The sequence below is a fragment of the Agathobaculum hominis genome (genome assembly GCF_014288055.1).
Taxonomy (GTDB): Bacteria; Bacillota; Clostridia; order Oscillospirales; family Butyricicoccaceae; genus Agathobaculum; species Agathobaculum hominis.
In genome coordinates this window covers 151685-171017 of record NZ_JACOPK010000005.1, presented here as the reverse complement: position 1 = coordinate 171017, position 19333 = coordinate 151685, and the positions used below count along the sequence as shown (strand labels likewise).

The 19333-nt window shown below is 48.8% G+C and carries 17 protein-coding genes; 4 read left to right on the top strand and 13 right to left on the bottom strand.

From position 1 onward, the window contains the following. The 10 genes from H8S02_RS07010 to H8S02_RS06965 form a co-directional block, all read right to left on the bottom strand. On the bottom strand, positions 1–2616 hold the full coding sequence (locus H8S02_RS07010) for a polysaccharide pyruvyl transferase family protein (RefSeq protein ID WP_186969911.1): 2616 nt from the start codon (positions 2614–2616) through the stop codon (positions 1–3). Positions 2617–2660: 44 nt separating this feature from the next. After that, positions 2661–3629 carry a glycosyltransferase family 2 protein gene (locus H8S02_RS07005; protein ID WP_186969910.1) on the bottom strand — a complete coding sequence of 323 codons (969 nt, stop codon included), beginning with the start codon at positions 3627–3629 and terminating at the stop codon, positions 2661–2663. Between the two features lie 84 nt (positions 3630–3713). Further along, positions 3714–4724 carry a glycosyltransferase family 2 protein gene (locus tag H8S02_RS07000; RefSeq protein ID WP_186969909.1) on the bottom strand — a complete coding sequence of 337 codons (1011 nt, stop codon included), beginning with the start codon at positions 4722–4724 and terminating at the stop codon, positions 3714–3716. An 18-nt stretch (positions 4725–4742) separates the two neighbouring features. Further along, positions 4743–5849: a UDP-galactopyranose mutase gene (gene glf, locus H8S02_RS06995; RefSeq protein WP_186969908.1), complete on the bottom strand. Its 1107-nt coding sequence runs from the start codon at positions 5847–5849 to the stop codon at positions 4743–4745. A gap of 18 nt (positions 5850–5867) precedes the next feature. Continuing rightward, positions 5868–6884, bottom strand: a complete 1017-nt coding sequence (galE, locus tag H8S02_RS06990; RefSeq protein WP_186969907.1) for a UDP-glucose 4-epimerase GalE — start codon at positions 6882–6884, stop codon at positions 5868–5870. A gap of 13 nt (positions 6885–6897) precedes the next feature. Then, positions 6898–7755, bottom strand: coding sequence for a glucose-1-phosphate thymidylyltransferase RfbA (rfbA, locus tag H8S02_RS06985; protein WP_186969906.1), 858 nt, complete (start codon positions 7753–7755; stop codon positions 6898–6900). A gap of 16 nt (positions 7756–7771) precedes the next feature. After that, positions 7772–8809 (bottom strand): glycosyltransferase family 2 protein, encoded by a 1038-nt coding sequence (locus H8S02_RS06980; protein ID WP_186969905.1) that lies wholly within the window; start codon positions 8807–8809, stop codon positions 7772–7774. Continuing rightward, complete coding sequence (locus H8S02_RS06975) at positions 8793–9575, bottom strand: ABC transporter ATP-binding protein (protein ID WP_186969904.1); 783 nt, start codon at positions 9573–9575, stop codon at positions 8793–8795. Before H8S02_RS06975 ends, H8S02_RS06980 begins: the two co-directional genes overlap by 17 nt. 9 nt (positions 9576–9584) lie before the next feature. Beyond that, on the bottom strand, positions 9585–11036 hold the full coding sequence (locus tag H8S02_RS06970) for an ABC transporter permease (protein ID WP_186969903.1): 1452 nt from the start codon (positions 11034–11036) through the stop codon (positions 9585–9587). A gap of 20 nt (positions 11037–11056) precedes the next feature. After that, on the bottom strand, positions 11057–11650 hold the full coding sequence (locus tag H8S02_RS06965) for a recombinase family protein (RefSeq protein WP_279287278.1): 594 nt from the start codon (positions 11648–11650) through the stop codon (positions 11057–11059). 399 nt (positions 11651–12049) lie between these two features. Here H8S02_RS06965 and H8S02_RS06960 point away from each other — a divergent pair, with 399 nt between their 5' ends. Beyond that, positions 12050–12814: a hypothetical protein gene (locus tag H8S02_RS06960; RefSeq protein ID WP_186969901.1), complete on the top strand. Its 765-nt coding sequence runs from the start codon at positions 12050–12052 to the stop codon at positions 12812–12814. A gap of 126 nt (positions 12815–12940) precedes the next feature. On the opposite strand, the gene H8S02_RS06955 is transcribed toward H8S02_RS06960, so the two are convergent. Both H8S02_RS06955 and H8S02_RS06950 read right to left on the bottom strand, forming a co-directional pair. Then, on the bottom strand, positions 12941–13591 hold the full coding sequence (locus H8S02_RS06955; RefSeq protein WP_186969900.1) for a sugar phosphate isomerase/epimerase family protein: 651 nt from the start codon (positions 13589–13591) through the stop codon (positions 12941–12943). 111 nt (positions 13592–13702) lie between these two features. Further along, entirely contained in the window at positions 13703–14713 is a 1011-nt protein-coding gene (locus H8S02_RS06950; protein WP_186969899.1) for a Gfo/Idh/MocA family protein, read from the bottom strand. A 311-nt stretch (positions 14714–15024) separates the two neighbouring features. Between H8S02_RS06950 and H8S02_RS06945 the strand changes: the two genes are divergently transcribed. Then, entirely contained in the window at positions 15025–15234 is a 210-nt protein-coding gene (locus H8S02_RS06945) for a hypothetical protein (RefSeq protein WP_186969898.1), read from the top strand. Positions 15235–15292: 58 nt separating this feature from the next. Here the strand turns inward: H8S02_RS06945 and H8S02_RS06940 are convergent, their stop codons facing one another. After that, positions 15293–15994 (bottom strand): DNA alkylation repair protein, encoded by a 702-nt coding sequence (locus H8S02_RS06940; protein WP_186969982.1) that lies wholly within the window; start codon positions 15992–15994, stop codon positions 15293–15295. Between the two features lie 691 nt (positions 15995–16685). On the opposite strand from H8S02_RS06940, the gene H8S02_RS06935 reads away from it, so the two are divergent. Then, positions 16686–17846: an S-layer homology domain-containing protein gene (locus tag H8S02_RS06935; protein WP_186969897.1), complete on the top strand. Its 1161-nt coding sequence runs from the start codon at positions 16686–16688 to the stop codon at positions 17844–17846. 179 nt (positions 17847–18025) lie between these two features. Then, a complete protein-coding gene (locus H8S02_RS06930; RefSeq protein ID WP_186969896.1) occupies positions 18026–19153 on the top strand; it encodes an ROK family transcriptional regulator in 1128 nt (375 codons plus the stop codon). Positions 19154–19333 lie beyond the last annotated feature (180 nt).

Below are 19333 nucleotides of genomic sequence, written 5' to 3'. Positions count from 1 at the left end.
TTATTTTCCCTTTCTCTTATCCTTTATAAAATGTCGAATCCGATGCAGTATTGACCAATGTTCCAACTCCTTCATCTGTTCTTCACTTTTTCCAATCTGCTCCTTCAAATCTTCATTCTGTTGTTCAAGATTCTCAATAGTCTTAAGCATTTGATTTATATTCATCTTAAGTGAATCATTTTCTGCAACAATACCGTCTAAACGAAGCCGATGATCTTCGAGTTGTTTCCACTGTTTAGACTCTGTAGTTACCGATTCCCTCTGTAACTTCTCTAATCCGTTAAGGCGATCGTCCGCACCATCCAAACGCAATCGATGATCTTCAAGCTGTTCCCATTGTTTTGTTTCTGTTGTTACGCCTTCTCGCTGAAGTCTTTCCAAATCATTTACCCTTGATAAGCCTTCATTAGAATGTGCTAACGCAGTTTCACATTTATCGCCCAGAATATCGTAGGTAGAGAATTTTTTATAACCCAATGGATGCGTTAATGCATCTTTCAGCCATTCAATACTTCTATTTCTTTCACGACTTAAACATTGAGCAATCACTTTCTGATCCGGACATTGCTTCAGTAAATTACGTTTTTTACTTATCTCATTCGCATTTTCACACAATCTGTCTTCCAGATTGAAAAGCTGCAGTAAAGTACGGAACCTAGCAATACCTCTCGAATCATTGCTAATCGCTAAAAACGGTTTCCCGGCTAAAATCGCCATACATGTTCCATGAAAAGAATCTGTAATTACTGCTTCACTACATTGTATATATGCCATCCATTCTTCCAAATACACATTATATTCGGTAAATCCATGGTATGCGCTGATCTGATGCTCATTCGGAGCTGCATCGCTGACCGATCGCATCGGAATACCAATCCATTCAATGCATTTTTGCAGTTGATCCAGTTTTTCATCCGTTTGGTCAAGAATATACGCAAAAACAAATTGTTCCTTCGGTACGCGTTCCTTTCCGTTAGAAACCAATCGGTCATATTCACACCTAGACAATAGGAATACTGGATCAATTACTACCTGTGCTTTTACACCGTAATACTTGTCTAAGAGTTCCCGTCCGCTTGTTTCTCTTACAGAAAATGCATCAAATTTTTGGAAAAAATATGCCATTTCTGCACGATCTGCGTCATCTCCCCAAATATAATCAGTTCCAAATGAAGCACCATATGCTATCTTTTTGCGATTTCCCTTCACCCAGTCCATCTGAATAAAACGACCAAACGCATTATACAAATTATTATTTAATAATTGATCTGATCCTAGAACAAATGTTTTGCACCGATTATTGTACTGATATAAATCCAAGCGACATTCAGGAATCTCCGCTATATCCCAAGTGGGGTATGGGTTTTTCTTAAAGAGATTAGCTTTTTCATATGGTTTCCACGGTGAATCTTCAGGCCAGCTGAGCATCGTCACGGTATATCCCATATTACATAGTGTGTGATACAGCGCATAATAGGTTAACGCCGTTCCATAATTCGGATATGACCAATTACCTACGATGCCAATATCATGTATATTTTGCTGTGCATACAAAACAGCTTCATTAAATGTTTTTTGCGGATACAACCGCAGGAATGCTTCTCGTTCTTTGGGCTTTGAAATTTTGGCCTGCAGACGATTCCCCTCCAAACACTTCAAAGGTATCTCTTTTAATAATTTTACATACTTGTGAACTTTTTCTATCAGCATTTCTCCATGCAATGTATTCACCACTACGGAGCTTACTCCGTTTTTTTTATCGACTTCTGGGTAATATTTCTCAACATTCCAAAAATCACCGATAGATATATCGCCCTGCCGAGGAAATTCACAGAATTTACAGTCATAGCAGCTTTCGCGAAGCGTAATATTGGGATGAAATCCCTGTTCGTACCGACTTTCATTATACGAAAGCCGATGTCGTGAACCATCATTTCTAATTACCGTCATGCCCAGACATTCCCAGCCATAATCTTTATCTCGAAAATCTACTGATGAAACATCTGGCATCTCTGCAAGCGATTCTCTCAGCATTTGTGCCGACGGTACTCCATGGCAGATCACATCCACAGTCCATAATTTTTCATACAGATGTCCCAAGTAACGCTTTAATCCCGCAACCTGGCAAGGACAGCCTACAAAAAGTACTGCATCTTCATTCTCAAGATGTTGTCTTACCTTTTGCACTGTAGTACCCATATCGCCTTGAACATATTTGGATTTACGCAGCGATGCAAGTTCTGCTTCATTGTGGGCTATTCTATGATGAACCGAAAGATCACTTTCCATCGCTGCGCCGAATACAACTCCATCTGCTTCAAAGATTGCTTTTGACAACGCAGTAAAGGCTCCGCCTGAAGAGCTAACTGCACATATATCATCCGCCATCTTTAGCATATAACAGGAAATCGGTTCTTCTCTTTTCGTTTCAAAGTTCAGTACAGGACATACATCTACACATTTATTGCACTTAACACACGCTGATTGATCGATACTTGGATACAAAAAACCATAGTTATCCTTCTTATTCGTTATAGCATGTACAGGGCAGCTATTCATGCAGGCACTACAGCCTGTACATTCTAAACCTTTTTCACTCAGTGCTTCTAATATCATCAGATAATTCCTCGCAAAATAGCTCTATATACAGTAATAAACAATCAAATGCGGCAATAGATTAAACAAAAAATCCATGCAATATAATGCTTAAACTTTTTTAAATCTCCCAAATGTATACGCTTGCAGACTTTAAGTACACTTTTTTTGGTTTTTCGATACCATTCGATATCCTCATTGCGCCAAGAACGCATATTCATCATATCAATATAGCTAAATCTAAAATACTTACACAACCCTGCTCGATATGCAGACTGATTAATGGGCTGTAAATAATCGCAGATTTTATCATATGCAGCATATGCGTTAAATTGCCGACGTTTCCACGAGTCACTGCTATTTGTCAGACTGGATTCCACAAAACGATAATTATAAAAAACATCCGGCAATAATACCACTCGCTCTAACCCGAAAAGCATATTTAGTACCCAATATTTATCTTCGTATGTGAATAACGTACAATCAAAGAAAGAAATTTCACCATTATGCGAATTTCGAACCGCATCTACATTCCAAATCTTATTCCACGGATAGCCGCCTCCGCATAAATCGTTTTCGCCGGCAATTTCCTTCATCGCTTCAGAAGCAGTAATGACGCGTTCGATCTCTGTAACATTACAGTCTACAGGTTTACCTGTTTCATTATTTATCCATCCGAACACTGCACATTGCGCATTCGTTCGTTCCATGGCTGCAATACCTGTTTCCAGCGCTTTGGGATATATCTCATCATCCGCATCTATAAAGATAAGATACTTTCCGCGAATACACTCAATGCCATGATTTCGAGCATTACTCGGTCCGCCATTTTTTTGATGTATTACCTGAATCCGCTTATCTTTTTCTGCGTATTGGTCACAGATATCACCGCATTTATCCGGACTGCCGTCATCGACTAAAATTATTTGTAAATCTTTTATTGTTTGTTGCTGAATACTCTCTATACAGGCTCTTAAAAATTGTTCCGGTGTTTTATACACCGGAACAATTACACTTACTAATGGTGTCCCCATATTTTGCTCTCCGATTTCATATTTCTTTGTTTGTTTTTTTGCTGAATTTCAAAGAGATTTCAATAAGTCAAAATATAACCGTGCTTAAGAAATAAGCCGTCCATCTTTAGTAAATCGATTATCTTTTTTCTTCTTATGCCATGCAGCAAAAGCGTAACCCAAGAAATGCGTCTTTCGCAGCTTGTCAATCGTTCCAATACCAATTTGGTTATAATAACCCGGTGCTCTGTCTTTCAGCATGGCATCATATGCCATCAAATCACGTTTGTGCTGAGAAGTCGGCTTAATATAAAGTAACACCAAATATTGCCAGCAGCATGTTCCAAGAAGTAATTTATCATATATTCTTCTGACTTCAGACCGAGTTACCTCAGTTTCCATATAGGCCAGCATAACATCAATCACTTTTGTCTGCTCCGCATAATGCTTTTCCATTCCTGTCAAGCTCATGCTCTGTCCCACTGACGCTCTGCGATAACAATATATTTCCAAATCAACAAACATCACCGTATGCGCTTGATTACAAGATTTTAAAACGAATTCAGTATCTGTATAAAAACAATGTTCAGTAATCGATACCGTGTCTCGAATACACGAAGTCTTCATTGCCAAGCTATGCATAAACGGCGCAAAAGCCTCTACATCTGCAAGTTGATATACTTTTCCATTTTCGCAGTTTGGATTGCAATTTTCGTGAGAAAACACTTCGCCGGTGCTATCATCGTATGTAATATAAGGGGTAATAACCATATCTGCATCACTGTTCCGCAACGCATCAATGTACGCAGGCATATTTTCAGCATTATAGTGATCATCACCATCTACTTGTCTGAAATATTTACCCTGCGCAAGACGAATTCCAGTATTAACAGTGGAGCCCCATCCTCCATTCTCTTTGCTAATCAAACGAATAGAGCTCGGGTAGTTATCTGCATATTCTTGAGCAATTTTTGCGGTGTCATCTTTTGATCCATCGTCCACAATCATAATATCTAGCTGGTCTAATACGCCAGATTCAATAAAAGGATCTATAGTCTCTTTTAATGTAGATGCAACATTATATGCCGCAACAGAGATGGACAATATTTTTTCCATAATTTTGGTTCCTCCATGTTATTTTGCCAAGTTCGTTTTTGCACTTTCCAGCGCTGCCGCAATGACAGCGTCCATATCGTAATACTTATACTCGCCCAGACGGCCGCCGAAGATGACATTCTGTTCATCATCTGCCAGCTCCTTGTACGCAGCGTACAGCTTACCGTTTTTCTCGTCGTTGACCGGATAGTACGGCTCGTCACCGGGCTTCCATTCGCTCGAGTACTCGCGGCTGATAACAGTTTTCGGCTGTGCGCCGAACTCAAACCACTTGTGCTCGATAATGCGTGTCCACGGTGTCTCTCGATCGGTATAATTTACTGCGGCATTGCCCTGAAAGTTAGGCTTATCCAACACTTCGGTTTCAAAGCGCACACTGCGATATTCCAGATTGCCAAGCTTGTAATCAAAATAAGCGTCAATCGGTCCAGTATACAGCACCTTGGAGGCCAGTGCATCCAGCTCATCCTTGTGCTGTAAGTAGTCAACGTTCAGACGGACTTCCGCGCCGTCCAGCATATTGGCAACCATTTTGGTATATCCGCCCATCGGAATGCCCTGATACAGCGCATTGAAGTAATTGTTATCAAACGTCAAGCGAACCGGAAGACGCTTGATGATAAAGCTCGGCAGCTCTGTGCACGGACGGCCCCACTGCTTCTCAGTGTAGCCCTTGATCAGCTTTTCATAAATATCCGTGCCGACCAGACTGATGGCCTGCTCTTCCAGATTCTTCGGCTCCGTAATGCCTGCGGCCTTGCGCTGTTCTTCAATCTTGGCGGCAGCCTCCTCCGGCGTTACAACACCCCACATCTTATTGAATGTATACATGTTAAAGGGAAGGCTGTACAGCTCGCCGTGATAGTTTGCAACCGGACTGTTTGTAAAGCGGTTGAATTCAGCAAACTGATTGACGTAATCCCAGACCTCACGATTGTTGGTGTGGAAAATATGGGCACCGTAAACGTGAACATTGATGCCTTCCATTTCTTCCGTGTAAACATTGCCTGCAATGTTTGGGCGTTTATCGATAACCAAGCAGGACTTGCCGTGTTTCATCGCTTCATGCGCAAAAACAGCGCCATAAAGGCCGGCGCCGACGATGAGATAATCATATTTTTTCATTTGCTTTCCTTCTTTCCTTTACTTGCGATATCCTTCCGGGTTCCCACTCTGCCATCTCCACGTATCTCTGCACATAGCCGTCAAGTCACGCTCTGCCTTCCAGCCGAGCGCCTTTGCGGCCTTATCTGCGTTCGCCCAGAACTCCGGCAGGTCGCCTGCACGGCGTGCGCCGAACTCGTGCTTGATTGCAACGCCGGTCGCGTTCTCAAATGCGTGCACAATTTCAAGTACGCTGTACGGCGTGCCGGTACCAAGATTGAACACCTCAACGCCCTTATGCTGTGCGGCGTATTCAACCGCCTTTACATGGCCGTCCGCAAGGTCCATCACATGGATGTAATCGCGGCGGCAGGTGCCGTCCGGCGTTGGGTAATCGTTGCCGAAAATCGTGAGGTGATCGCGTCGGCCGACGGCAACCTGCGCGATATACGGCATCAGATTGTTCGGAATACCCTGCGGATCCTCGCCGATACGGCCGGACTCATGTGCGCCGATTGGATTGAAATAGCGTAGAAGAACGACAGTCAGTTCCGGGTCAGCCTTTGCCGCGCCCTCAAGAATTTCTTCCATCATGACCTTGGTCCAGCCATATGGGTTGGAGCAGCTGCCGCGCTTCATCGTTTCGATGTACGGAATCGCATTCTCCTCGCCGTAAACCGTCGCGGAGGATGAGAAAACAAACTGCTTGACACCTGCCTCCTGCATGCACTCGAGCAGCGTCAGTGTGGTGTCGATATTGTTTCGGTAATACTTCAGCGGCTGCTGTACTGACTCGCCGACTGCCTTCAGTCCAGCAAAGTGAATTACGCAGTCGATCTTGTTTTCTGCGAAAATCTGCTGTACTTTGACTTTGTCCTTCACGTCAGTCTCGTAGGCGCGAACCTGTTTGCCGGTGATTTCTTCGATACGATTGATAACCTCCGGACAGCTGTTGCTGTAATCGTCTGCAATTACTACGTCATGTCCGCTCATCAAAAGCTGCACGGCGGTGTGCGAACCGATATAGCCTGCGCCGCCTGCTAACAAAACTGTCATTTTCTATCCTCCGTTATAAGCACTGTAAGTACTGTCCATAGAGTGTCATGCCGAGCTCTTGTCCGGCATTGTGCACCTGCTCTTCCGTCAGCCATCCCTGATTGAATGCCAGTTCTTCCAGACAGCCGACATAGCGTCCTGTCTCAGCCTGGATATTTCGAATAGTCTGTCCGGCGTCCATCAGGCTGTCAGCTGTACCGGCATCCAGCCACACAACGTCCCGCTCGAGCGGGAGCACCTGCAGCTGGTCACGGCGCAGATATTCCAGATTTACATCAGTGATTTCAAGCTCGCCGCGCTGAGACGGCGTGAGCCTTGCTGCAATCTCCATTGCCTGATTATCGTAAAAATAAATGCCAGGAATTATGTAATTGCTCTTCGGATGGCGTGGCTTCTCCTCAATCGAAATAGCCCGTCCATCCTCGTCAAACTCTACCACGCCGAACGGTCGCGGATTCTCGACCCAGTAGCCGAATACCGTTGCACCATTCTGCTGCTGTGCGCCCTTACGCAGAACCTCAGCCAGCGTGTCGCTGTGGAAAATGTTATCGCCCAGCACAAGGCATACCGAGTCGTTGCCCACAAACTCTCGACCGATCAGAAGAGCGTCCGCAATACCACGCGCAACCGGCTGCTCTGCATAGCAGATATGAATGCCGAACTGGCTTCCATCACCAAGCAGTGCGCAGAATGTGTCTGTTTCGTTCGGCGGAACGATTACCATGACATCGGAAATGCCCGCTTGCATGAGAATTGCAAGCGGGTAATAAATCATGGGCTTGTCATAAACCGGCAGCAGCGGCTTGCTCATCGGCTTTGTCATCGGGTAAAGGCGCGTGCCTTTGCCTGCGGCTAAGATTAGACCTTTCAAATCTCCATCCCCATTATCAAATAAATTTCTTCAATATGTAATAAAAATGCGTTCTTTTTATTCTTTCCAACCCATCTGGTGTCATATGAACGAAATGCAATCCTTTTGTAATCCAATATTTCTTTTCCGTTGCCTTCATCAAATCACAGCTATTCTGGCGAAGTTCCCGACGGAGTGCATCGGCATCATGCCGACCTTTACGTCGATCCGGATTTTTAAGCAGGGCCGCGACATAATAGCTCAAAATCACAGCACCTATTTTGTATTGAAAATATCGTTTTCGAGATTCAGACATGTCATAATGGGTTTGATAGAAACAAATCAGACTATCCAAAATAAACTTGATCTCTGGCAGTCGCTTTACTTGATTTTCATGCGATACACTTTGTCCGGGACGGCCGACCAGGTACTGATAAATCGTCAGATCCAGAAATACAACGCCAGAAGCAAAGCAAAACGGCAGCGTTGCATATTCCTGATCCTCGTAGAACACCTTTTCAGACATTCGGATCTGTGTCGATTGGTAAAATGCAAGACGATAAAATATGCCATGGAAGGTGCTGCATGCATATACGGACTTGGGAAGTTGCGCAAGATCGTCCATGGTATATATTTTCCCGAATTCCACATTTTCAGTTGCAAAGGGCTGACGGAATCGTTCTTCGGCATCGACCATATCGAAGTGAGTGATGACTACATCAGCATTCAGTCGCTCGAGTGAATCTAAAAGTGATTTCATATTTTTAGATACGACCCAATCGTCAGCATCGAGAATTTTTAAGTATTTTCCGGTCGCTATCTCAGCAGCCTTGTTGATAACTGAACCATGTCCACCATTTTCCTTGTGAATCATTTGAATCGATTGCGGAAAACGATCGATATAGGGACGAACAACCTCATCTTGACTCTCTTTGGAGCCGTCATCGATGACAAGGACTTCCATACGTTCCAGCTCATTTGAATCGACAAGAGATTGCAGACATTTGGGCAAGAATTTTGACGCATTATACGCGGGTATTGCAATCGTCAACACTTTTTCAGGATTCATACGCATCGCACACCTCTTTCGTCTCTCCAACAGTCTGCACCTGTCCATGTTCCAGCCAAACCACGCGATCGCACATCTCGCGGATCTGCTCCAGGCTGTGCGATACAAACAACACGGTCGTACCGCCGCTCATAAGCTCCAGCATGCGCTTGCGGCTTTTTTTCTGAAAGTTTGCGTCACCGACAGCAAGAATCTCGTCCACAATGAGAATCTGCGGATTGACAACCGTCGCAATCGAAAACGCCAAACGCATCAGCATACCGGATGAATAGTTGCGAATCGGCACATCAATGAACTCACCTAGTTCGGAAAATGCAACAATTTCGTCGTACTTTGACTTCAAAAAATCTTCCGTATAACCGAGAATTGCGCCATTGAGAAAAATATTCTCGCGTCCGGTCAAATCATGGTCGAAACCCGAGCCCAGTTCCAGCATCGGCACGATGTTGCCTCTGCAGGTCACAGATCCCTCAGTCGGTTTGAGAATGCCCGAAATGACTTTCAAAATCGTGCTTTTGCCTGCGCCGTTGTGGCCAATAATGCCGACAACCTCGCCGCGATACACATCGAACGATACATCCTTCAGCGCCCAGAATTCTGAGGTCTTGTACTTGCCGCTCAGCTTGCGTGTTACGAACTCCTTCAGCGACATGATTTTATCGTCCGTCAGCCGAAAGCGCATCGAAACATTTTGTACCTCAATAATTTTTCGCTTTTGAAGTTCTGCAACTTTTTCCTTCTGCTCATGGAGCAGCTTTTCATTTTTGCTCATTTTCACACCTTATAAATAGAGGACAAAATTGTCCTGCGATTTTTTGAACGTGAATGCACCCACAGCAAGCATTCCTAGCGCAATAAGCGCGCACTGCACATACATGAACGGTTCAGGCGAAAGACCGTCAATGACGCATGAACGCAGAAACGTTACATAGAAGTACAGCGGATTCATTTTAACGATCATTTGAATACTGTCCGGCAGAGCACTAATCGGGTAAAAAATAGGGGTCAAATACATCCAAATCGTCGTCAATACACCCCAAAGAAACTGAATATCCCGGAAAAACACCATTGCCGATGCGAGCAGCATACCCAGTCCGAGACAGAACAGTGCTAGGCAGAGCAGCGGGAACGGCAAAAGAAAATACGTTTTATTCGGCAGCAGACCCGAAAAAATCGCCACCGCTGCGAGCGGGATGAGCGAAATCAGCATATTGATAAGCGACGACATAATGCGCGTCAGCGGATAAATATACTTCGGCACATATACTTTTTTAATGAGGTCAGCGTTACCTACAATAGATGTAAGCGCCATGCCGCATGCCTCAGAGAAGTAATTGAAGACAACGTTACCGCAAAGCAGATAAACCGGAAAGTATGGAATATCAAACTTAAACATATTGGAGAACACAACATACTGCACGATCATGTTCAAAAGCGGATTGAGAAAACTCCAGAACACGCCAAGAATTGAACGCTTATACTTTGCCTTGAAATCGCGGTCAACCAGCTGCTTAATCAGGAAGCGATACCGCCTCAGGGCAATCATCGCATTGAGAATAAAGCTTTTCTTACCGGTCTTGTGCTTGTGCAGCAGCAGGAGCAGCAGCGCCGCGAGGATTGCCGCGCCGGCCGCCGCGAACTGCCAGTAATGCAGACCGGTCCAGATATAGTCTCGACCAGTTGCTGAGAAGGCGAGTTCACCTGCAACAGCTTGTCCATTGACATACAGCTGACCGTTTTCAAGCGTTGCATCGGTTTTCATCACCGGCGTGAGCGCGTCACCTGCCACTGCATCGGGCGAGGTGATACGCAACGCAAGCGGTGCATTGCAGACCGTTTCCATTGCCGGGAAATCAAACGTCGTAACCTGACCTTCCGTAATTTGGTCAGCCTGCAAATTCTGGTCAAGCAGGACTTTCTGCGTTGCCAGGTTCACAAGCTGCACGTTCACCGTGCCGTGATTGACACGGTTGAACACGCCCCATTGCACGGAAAGATGCTCAAAAATCTGAATTTTCGGCGTGAACTGCTGTTCCACAACCGAACCTGCTGTCAGTTCTACCGTCGCGGCATTCGCCACTGGCATTTCAATATTGCCGCGCGAGTCGCGATAACGCAGCTGCTCTCCGGCGAGAAAATAAAACGCCACCGCAAGCACCATGTACGCGACGAAAACAATCGAAAAAATCTTTTTCAGGTCCCTTGTCGAGAACCCCTGCTGTGTTTTTGACATGAATTTGTACAACCTTATCCTTAATCTTCCTCGGGTTCCTCCACCCACTTCTTAAACGTCTGATGCGTCACGCCGAGCCGTCTTCCGGCTTCTCTGAGCGAGATCTCGCCGCGCTGCCACTGCTGCTTGAGCGTTTCGAACTCAGTGCCGCGCTCCTTCGGCTTGCGGCCGATATGCACGCCCTTTTCCTGTGCCGCACGAATGCCTTCGCTCTGCTTCTGGCGTTTTTCCTCGCGCTCCTTCAGAACCGTCGCATCGATCACCTGATACAGCATTTCGCTGGCAAGGCGCTGCTCCGTTTCATCAGAGCAACGCATTGTCATCGGAATATCAGCAATCCGCAGCTGAATTCCGTGCTGTCGAAGCCAGTTCAGCTCATCTGCAAGGCCCTTTTTCAAATCGCTCAGACAGTACAGCGTCGGAATAGTCAGCCGGTCGCCCTCACGCAAGCCGATGCGCTTGAGCATCGCCAGACTGCTGCGGCTCGACTTTCTGTGCCCGCACACATCAATGAAAATCTCGCTTTCGTGTGCTCCCATCGAACGGAAGCTTTCAAACTGCGTTTCGCGGTCAGCTTCCGGTGTGCAGGAGTAATAAAAGCTTCTCGGTTCCATTCCTTAACCCTCACATTGCTCGACAAAAGCGTAGCAAATAGTACGATTTACTACACAGTGTACAGTATTTTTACTTTGGACTGCTTATTCCATTAAAGTATTTACAATTATATCAAAAAATACGCGAAACTACAAGGCTTTGGCAGGTTATTAACCTGTACTTTTATCAACACCCTTGACCGCCAATCTCCGGCAGCCGCAAGGACAGGCCATTTCAACGCAAAAAAATACCCGCCACAGCACAAAAGCCGTGACGGGCAGCAGGACGGCAGACACGAATGTGCCTGCTGTTTTTATTTATCAAATTGGGAATATACCGTTTCCTCTTCAAATGAATAGACAGACTATTGATACAGCGATATAATAAATCTATCCATAAACGGAAAGGAGCGACCTGTCGTGAAGCATCACCGAGCCAAAATATCCATTTTACTCCTAAGCGTCCTTGTAATTATTTCGCTGACGGCGTGCCAGAGCGCTGACGATCAGACTTCCGCAACAGACAACACTCCCCTGCCCCAAGAAACCCCAATTCCCGACTCTGAAATCATACTTTTCGAGCAAGAAACGCCCTCAATTTATCAGGATAAAACCGTTATAAACGACAATTCCCGCCTTGATTTAGCATATCGCCCAGTTCTCGAAGAAGTCATTCCGCACGCAACTGCCATCGTTCAGGCGACAGTCGATAACATAGAATATACTTCCATCGGCGCTAACGCATGGACCGTTATTGGCGCCGCTGTACAAGACGTGTTGTCCGGCGACCTGTCGGACAGGTCAAACATTACGATCTACGCATATGGCGGGTATATTTCTATGAAAGATGTTGCCGCGGCGGAACATAATCGAGAAAGCTATACCGATATGACTGATGAAGAGTTGGAAAATACGATCATCCGCCAAGCAGCCGATATGCAGGAAAGCCCCTTAGTCGGTCAGCAGTATATCTTTTTCCTCGGCGCTCCGACCGACGACATGCCGGCTGATGCATATGAACAGCTGGGTTGGAAATTCTGTCAGATGTTAGTAGGTGACGATGATACGCTTTATTATCTCCCTTACCCTGCCGAAAACGCCCCATCGCCTGCTGATAACGCCAATGATATTGCGCATATCACGCTAAACGACCTCAGAGAATTGATCCATCGATACACCTCCTGAAATTTCACGAGAGAACCAAAGGCACAGACCGGCTGCATGATGGACTTTACCCCCCGAAAAACCAACCTCTTCCCGTTACGAGAGGAATAACGGGAAGGGGTTTTATACTGTTTTATATTTTACGTTTTACCGGCTGATCGTCTGGCGGAGCGCGTCGATGGAGGTATGAACACCGGCGTCAACCGTCATGGTGAGGTCCTCCATTTCGAGAGAAACGTCGCCGTCGTAGCCCATCATGTGGCAGACAGAGAAGAATTTCTTCCACCACTGGAGGTTCTTGCCGCAGCCGACCGCAACGTAGTTCCATACGCGGTCAGCGGACTCGGTAACGGGGCGCGGCTCAAGCAGGCCGTCGGTGTCGGCCAGACCGCGTTCAATGCGGGCGTCCTTGCCGTGCACATGGAAGATGCATCCCTTCAGTGCACGCGCCGCTGCGATCGGGTCTGCGCCCAGAACCATCATGTGGGAGGGGTCGAGGTTGATGCCGAGCATCGGGTCGGTAGCCTCACGCAGCTTGAGCAGGGTCGAAGCAGACCAAACCATGGTGCCCGGGAATTCCTCGATAGCGATGTGCTCAGTGCCGCGCTTTTCAAGCTCCATCATGAACGCTTCACGCTTGCCTGCGTCCGCGAGCAGCTCGGCGGTGTTGCAGTGCTTGCGTGCGCCCCAGCCGCCGGCGGTCATCTCGACCGCGTCAATGCCGAGGGACTTTACCTTATCGAGCATGTCCGTGTATGACAGATCAGCAAAAACATCCGTGCAAATTGCGAGTTTCATATAAAGATTACCTCCTGAAAATAGGCAGCAGGTGCGCGGATTGCCGCACACCCGCCGAAGAAAAAAGAGAGAAGATAGGTTCTGAGATGAATTGAAGAAAAGTGCGGGAAATTATGCCTTGTAGAAGTCCGGCATCTCGTCGTAGACGACCGGCTGAATGGTCTGGGTCTCGCGTGCCTTGGAAGCCGCCGCCGCTGCAACCTGGCAGCAGTAGCCGTCCCATGCGGTCGGGCCGTCAACGTAGCCTGCCTTGGAGGCGTTGATCCAGGTCTGGATTTCCGCATTATACGCATCTGCAAAGCGCTGGAAACAGTCGGTGTACATCGCCTGACCGGTGGTTGCGTTCGCGTTTACCGAGATGTAGTTCGGCTTCGGCATATTGAGCACCGCGCCGTCACAGACGATCTCGCACTTGATGTCGTAGTCGTTTTTGTTGTTGACGAAGGACTCAACGTCGATACGCACGCCGGACTTGGTGGTCAGGATCATGATCTGCGGGTCGTGCAAGTCTTTCGGGCCGTTGTTCGTGGACTTGCCGTAGCGGACCTCAGCGGTCGCGTAGTCCTCGCCGAGCAGCCAGCGCAGCACGTCGATCTCATGAACCATGGAGTTCTCTACCGCCATGGAGTTGTCCCAGTCATCCGGAACAGACGGGTTGCGGTGTGCGCAGTGCAGCAGCAGCGCTTCACCGTACTTGCCGCTGTCAACCGCCGCCTTGAGCTGCTTGTATCCCTCGTCGTAGCGGCGCATGAAGCCGATCTGAACCAGCTTCTTCCCTGCCTTCCTCTCGGCCTCCACGATGCGTTTGCAGGCGTCCGCCTTGGGCGCGAGCGGCTTCTCGCAGAACACGTACTTGCCTGCCGCGATGGAGGCGAGAACGTACTCCTCGTGATACGGGTCGGACGTGGTGCACATAACGGCATCGATTTCCGGGGAGTTTATCATGTCGATGGGGTTTTCGAAGCCCTTGATGCCGTACTTCTCGGCAACCGAAAAGCCGAATGCGCTCGCCGGGTCGGCGCAGGCAACGACCTTGCCGTCCTGAAGCGTGTTGTTGATGCGTTCGATATGGGTGCGTCCGATGCCGCCGGTGCCTACGAGTCCGATTCTTAAAGTTTCCATAATATATTTCTCCTTCTGCCGGGGTTTTCCCTCCCTGCGAGCCGTCCCGCAGGGAGAAGAAAGTGATATGCATTAAGGTAACACCGCACAATTAAAGCTGCGGCGCTTTGCGGAAATTTCGTGCCCTGACTTTGTTGCGATTTCACGGTAATACGTCAAGTATTACCGCAAAACCGCGCCTCGTCAGTACGCAAAATTCACTCGCAAATCGCTCTTGCCCAATTATGCGGTATTGCCTTAACTGCGTTATAAATATCCTGTTCGCGTGAAAAGCAAATTTCTGTTCCGACATCGAACTCGGCGTCAAGGGTATGTCCGTGCCGACGCTGTGCCGCATTGCGACGACACTCAGCCTGTCCACCGATTACATCCTGTTCGGCAAACAGGAGAAAAAGGAAAAGCTGTCGGTGTTCAAGGCGCTCTCCCCTATGGTAGAAAGCGTCGCGCACAGTCAGCTTCCTTATCTGGAAAGCGTGCTGAAAGCCGTCATCAGCGCGATGAACCATAAGGACGATAAGTAAAAACCGGAGCGCACAGCCTGACGATTTGGGCCGTGCGCTCCGGTATTTTATGGAAGTTTTACGCGCGGATGCGCATTTCGCGAAGGTGCTGCTTCAATTCGGGCGGAATGCGATAGCTCTCCACGGCCTTCTGAATGGCCTTGTTGTGCGTCCAGACGTCGAGCCGCCGCTCGGTGAGATACGGCAGCGTGTCATCCGGCTGCTTGGCGACCGCCGTGGCGAAGTACCACGCACGCATCATGTTCAGGTAATACTCCTCGCTCTGCACATCCGCCACCCACGCGAGGTATTCCGGCCGGAAATCCGCATCGAGATAATGCCGCATCAGCATGCCGATTGCGTAGCGCACGGTGTAGAGTTTTTCCGATAAGAGCCACCGGCGGACGGGCGTCAGCAGCTCGTCCTTATGCTTCGCGAAAACCTTGGGCGAAAAGCAGTCGCAGGTCGCCCAGTTGTCGATGTACGGCAGGAACCGTTCGGTTTCCGCGAGCGCTGCGTCGTAGTCGCGGATTTTCTCCACGAGGAACGCATGGAGGTTGTTCTCCTCGTAGTATGCGTGCGGCAGAACGCGCAGGAAGTCCGCCGCCTCGGCGGTGCCCGCAAGCTCCTTTGCGAGGTTCCGCAGCAGCGGCGTGCGCACGCCGATTACGGTTTCGGGCGCGACGGTCGGCATCAGCTTGCTCTGAAACGCCCGGTATTTCGTGTCCTGCAAGGCGAAAAGCCGTTCTAAAACCGCCCTCTGCGCCCTGTTTTCGCTCATTCCCATCAAGGAATGCCCCCCTTTTCCATAAAGGAACAGCCGCACGGTGAGGTGCAGCTGCTCTCAGAAAGATGTTTATTTTTTACTTAACATTCTCACAAAAACGCATGAGGATTGCGGCAACTTCCGCTTATATTCCGGTTCTGCGGTTTTCCGTTTATTTGCAGAACCTTCGGCCGCAAGTATCTCCGCTCCGCTCCGAAAAATTTTGTCATTAGAACGGATTGTATCAGGATAGTCCTATCCTGATACAAGGGTACCCTTGTGCCTATTTGACACGCTTATTATACCCCCTCTGCCTGCCTTGTCAATATTGGTTATATAAAATTTCAGCAAAAGTATATTTCTGTATGTTTCTGGCAGTCATTCATCAGCCCATAAATGTTATGGAACCGCCCGAAAAATTGCGGCTATTCGTTGAAATATTGAGAACTTATTGTATAATGTTGTCTATGGAATCCGAATAGTTCGAACAAAGCCGCGTGGGCCGGACAAAATCCACGACCAAATCACGCTTGATTCCGGCTTTGTTATGTGCTATACCGATAATAATCAAAAGCGAAGTTATCTTCATGCAACACACGAAGCGAACCCCCCGGAACGCCCTTGCCATCCCGCAGAAAATGTTGTAAACTGAAACAAATCAAACATTGACGAATTCCAATTTACGGGAGTGGTACATTTGAAAAGGATGAAACGAATCGTATCTCTGTTGCTGGCGCTTATGACGGTATGCAGCATGGCTGTCTTCTCGGCAAGCGCAGCGGAGGAAGAACTGCCGACCGTTGTTTCCGTTAAGGTCGATCTTGCCGGCTGGCCCGGCATGTACGGCGGTACGGTAGCCGTAGTATATGCCTATGACGCCGACGGCAACGATATTTTCAGCAAGGTGGACTGGTCGATTACAGATGAAGAGGGGCAGGAGCCTTCCGAAGTCTATATCCGTAACAAGGGCGTATGGGTCGATCCGGATGCAAAGCCGGGCTACTATACCCTCAAGGGAACTGGCCGAGACGGACGCGCACTTGGCGAAGCGTATACAACTTTCCCGGTCCTGCAGGGTTCGGGCGGCTATATCTCCCGAGAAAAGCATGCGATTACGGCCAAGGCAGGCGTTGGCGGCAGCATCAGCCCAAACGGTACCAGCAGCATCACCAACGGCAACAATCAGAACTATACGATTACCGCAAATAACGGCTATAAAATCGCGGACGTTCTGGTGGACGGCAAAAGCATCGGTGCGGTAGCGTCCTATAAGTTCGTCAAGGTGCAGACCGCGCACACCATCGAGGCGCGTTTTGCGACGGCTCCGATGAAAGATCCCGATACCGGATTCTCCGATATTGCCAAGTCGGATTACTTCTATGATGCGGTGAAGTGGGCGGTAGGCAGCAAGGTGACTTCCGGTCTGACCGAAACGACCTTCGGGCCGCAGGAGACCTGTACGCGCGCACAGACGGTCACTTTCCTGTGGCGCGCTGCCGGTTCTCCGCAGACGAACAGCGTAGATAATCCGTTCACCGACGTCAAACGTTCGGATTATTACTATCAGGCGGTTCTGTGGGCGGTTGCGAACAATGTAACGAACGGCGTTTCTGCAACTTCCTTTGACCCGAATGTAACGGTACAGCGCGATCAGGTCGTAACCTTCCTGTGGCGTGCATCAGGCAAACCCGCAGCCAAGGCAGATCTCGCCTTCAGCGATCTGGCGGACGGCGCATTCTATGCCGATGCAGTTCAGTGGGCGGTCGCGCACGGCATCACTACCGGCACTTCCTCAACGACATTCGCCCCGGCAGACGGCTGCACCAGAGCGCAGATCGTAACGTTCCTGTATCGCAGCAAGAACTAAAAATTTGATTGGACAGCAGACAGACCCCGGGGCAGCCGCTCCGGGGTTTCTATTATTTTATAACTTCCGCCGAATCAAAGGTTTCCCCTTGCATAATCTCTCCGAATTCCCTATAATAGAAATGACTTTATAAATTACATTTCAGATGTCGTTTTCGTATCCGGAGGTGACGCATCCAGATGATAAAAGGCGGAGCGAACAACCGCGATGTAAAGAAAATCAACCGCATTCGAACGATGCGCAGCATTTTTGCCTGCGAGCGCATTTCCCAGCCCGAACTGGCGGCCAAGGTCGGCAACAGCTGGCCGACTGTGCTCCAGAACGTCAAAGAGCTGATGGAAATGGGACTGGTGCAGGAGGTCGGCACCTTCGAGTCCACCGGCGGCCGCAAGGCGAAAGCCTTTGCCCCGGTGCGGAACGCCCGCTATGCGGTCGGTCTCGAAATAACGCAGAACCATATCGGTGCGGTTCTGGTCGATTTATCCGGCGAACTGGTGCGGTTTGAGCGAAAAAAGCGCCCCTTTGAGCGGTGCGACGCCTACGCCGCCGGACTCGCCGAGCTTGTAAAGAGCCTGCTCGAAAAAGAGGGCTGCCCGACGGAAACCGTGCTCGGCGTCGGTATTTCCCTGCCCGGCATTCTCGATCGGGACGAGAAAACGCTCGTCTATTCCCACGCGCTCGGTCTGCGCGGCGTGCCGGTCGAGGAGTTCAGCCGCTGCATCCCCTTCCCCTGCCGCTTCATCAACGACGCGAACGCCGCCGGACTCGCCGAGATCCGCGGCCGCGAAAACCTGCACAGCCTCGTCTATCTCTCGCTGAGCAACAGCGTCGGCGGCTCGATTTTCACGGGCGGCTCGCTCTACGTCGGGGAGCACCTCCGCGCCGGCGAGTTCGGCCACATGACCCTCGTCCCGGACGGCCGCCCCTGCTACTGCGGCAAGCGCGGCTGCGTGGACGCTTACTGCTCCGCAAAGGTGCTCTCCGCGTTGACCGGCGGCAATCTTGCGCTGTTTTTCGACGGTCTGCGTGCCGGAGACCGCACGCTTCAGGCCGCGTGGGACGAATACCTCGCCCATCTCGCGGTCGCGGTGAACAACCTGCGCATGATTTTTGACTGCGATGTGATCGTCGGCGGCTACGTGGGCGGTTTTCTGTCCGAATTCGGTGCGCCGCTGCGGGAGCTTCTGGCCCGGCACAACACCTTCGAGCCGGACAGCAGCTACCTGAAATTCAGCCGCTATCAGCTGGAATCCTCCGCGCTCGGCGCGGCGCTCGTGCACATTGAGTCGTTTATTCAGTCGTTATAACTTGAATTTTCTCGGGGACAGACTTCTGTCCCTGATTTTTTTGCACAATTTTACGTCCGCGCTCTTGTGCATATCTCTGAAATGCTGCCGCGGGGATTGACAATCTTTCTGCCCTGTGCTAATTTATAGCTACATTCATAAGTAGTTTATAAAAGTAAATACATATAACAATGCGGAGGG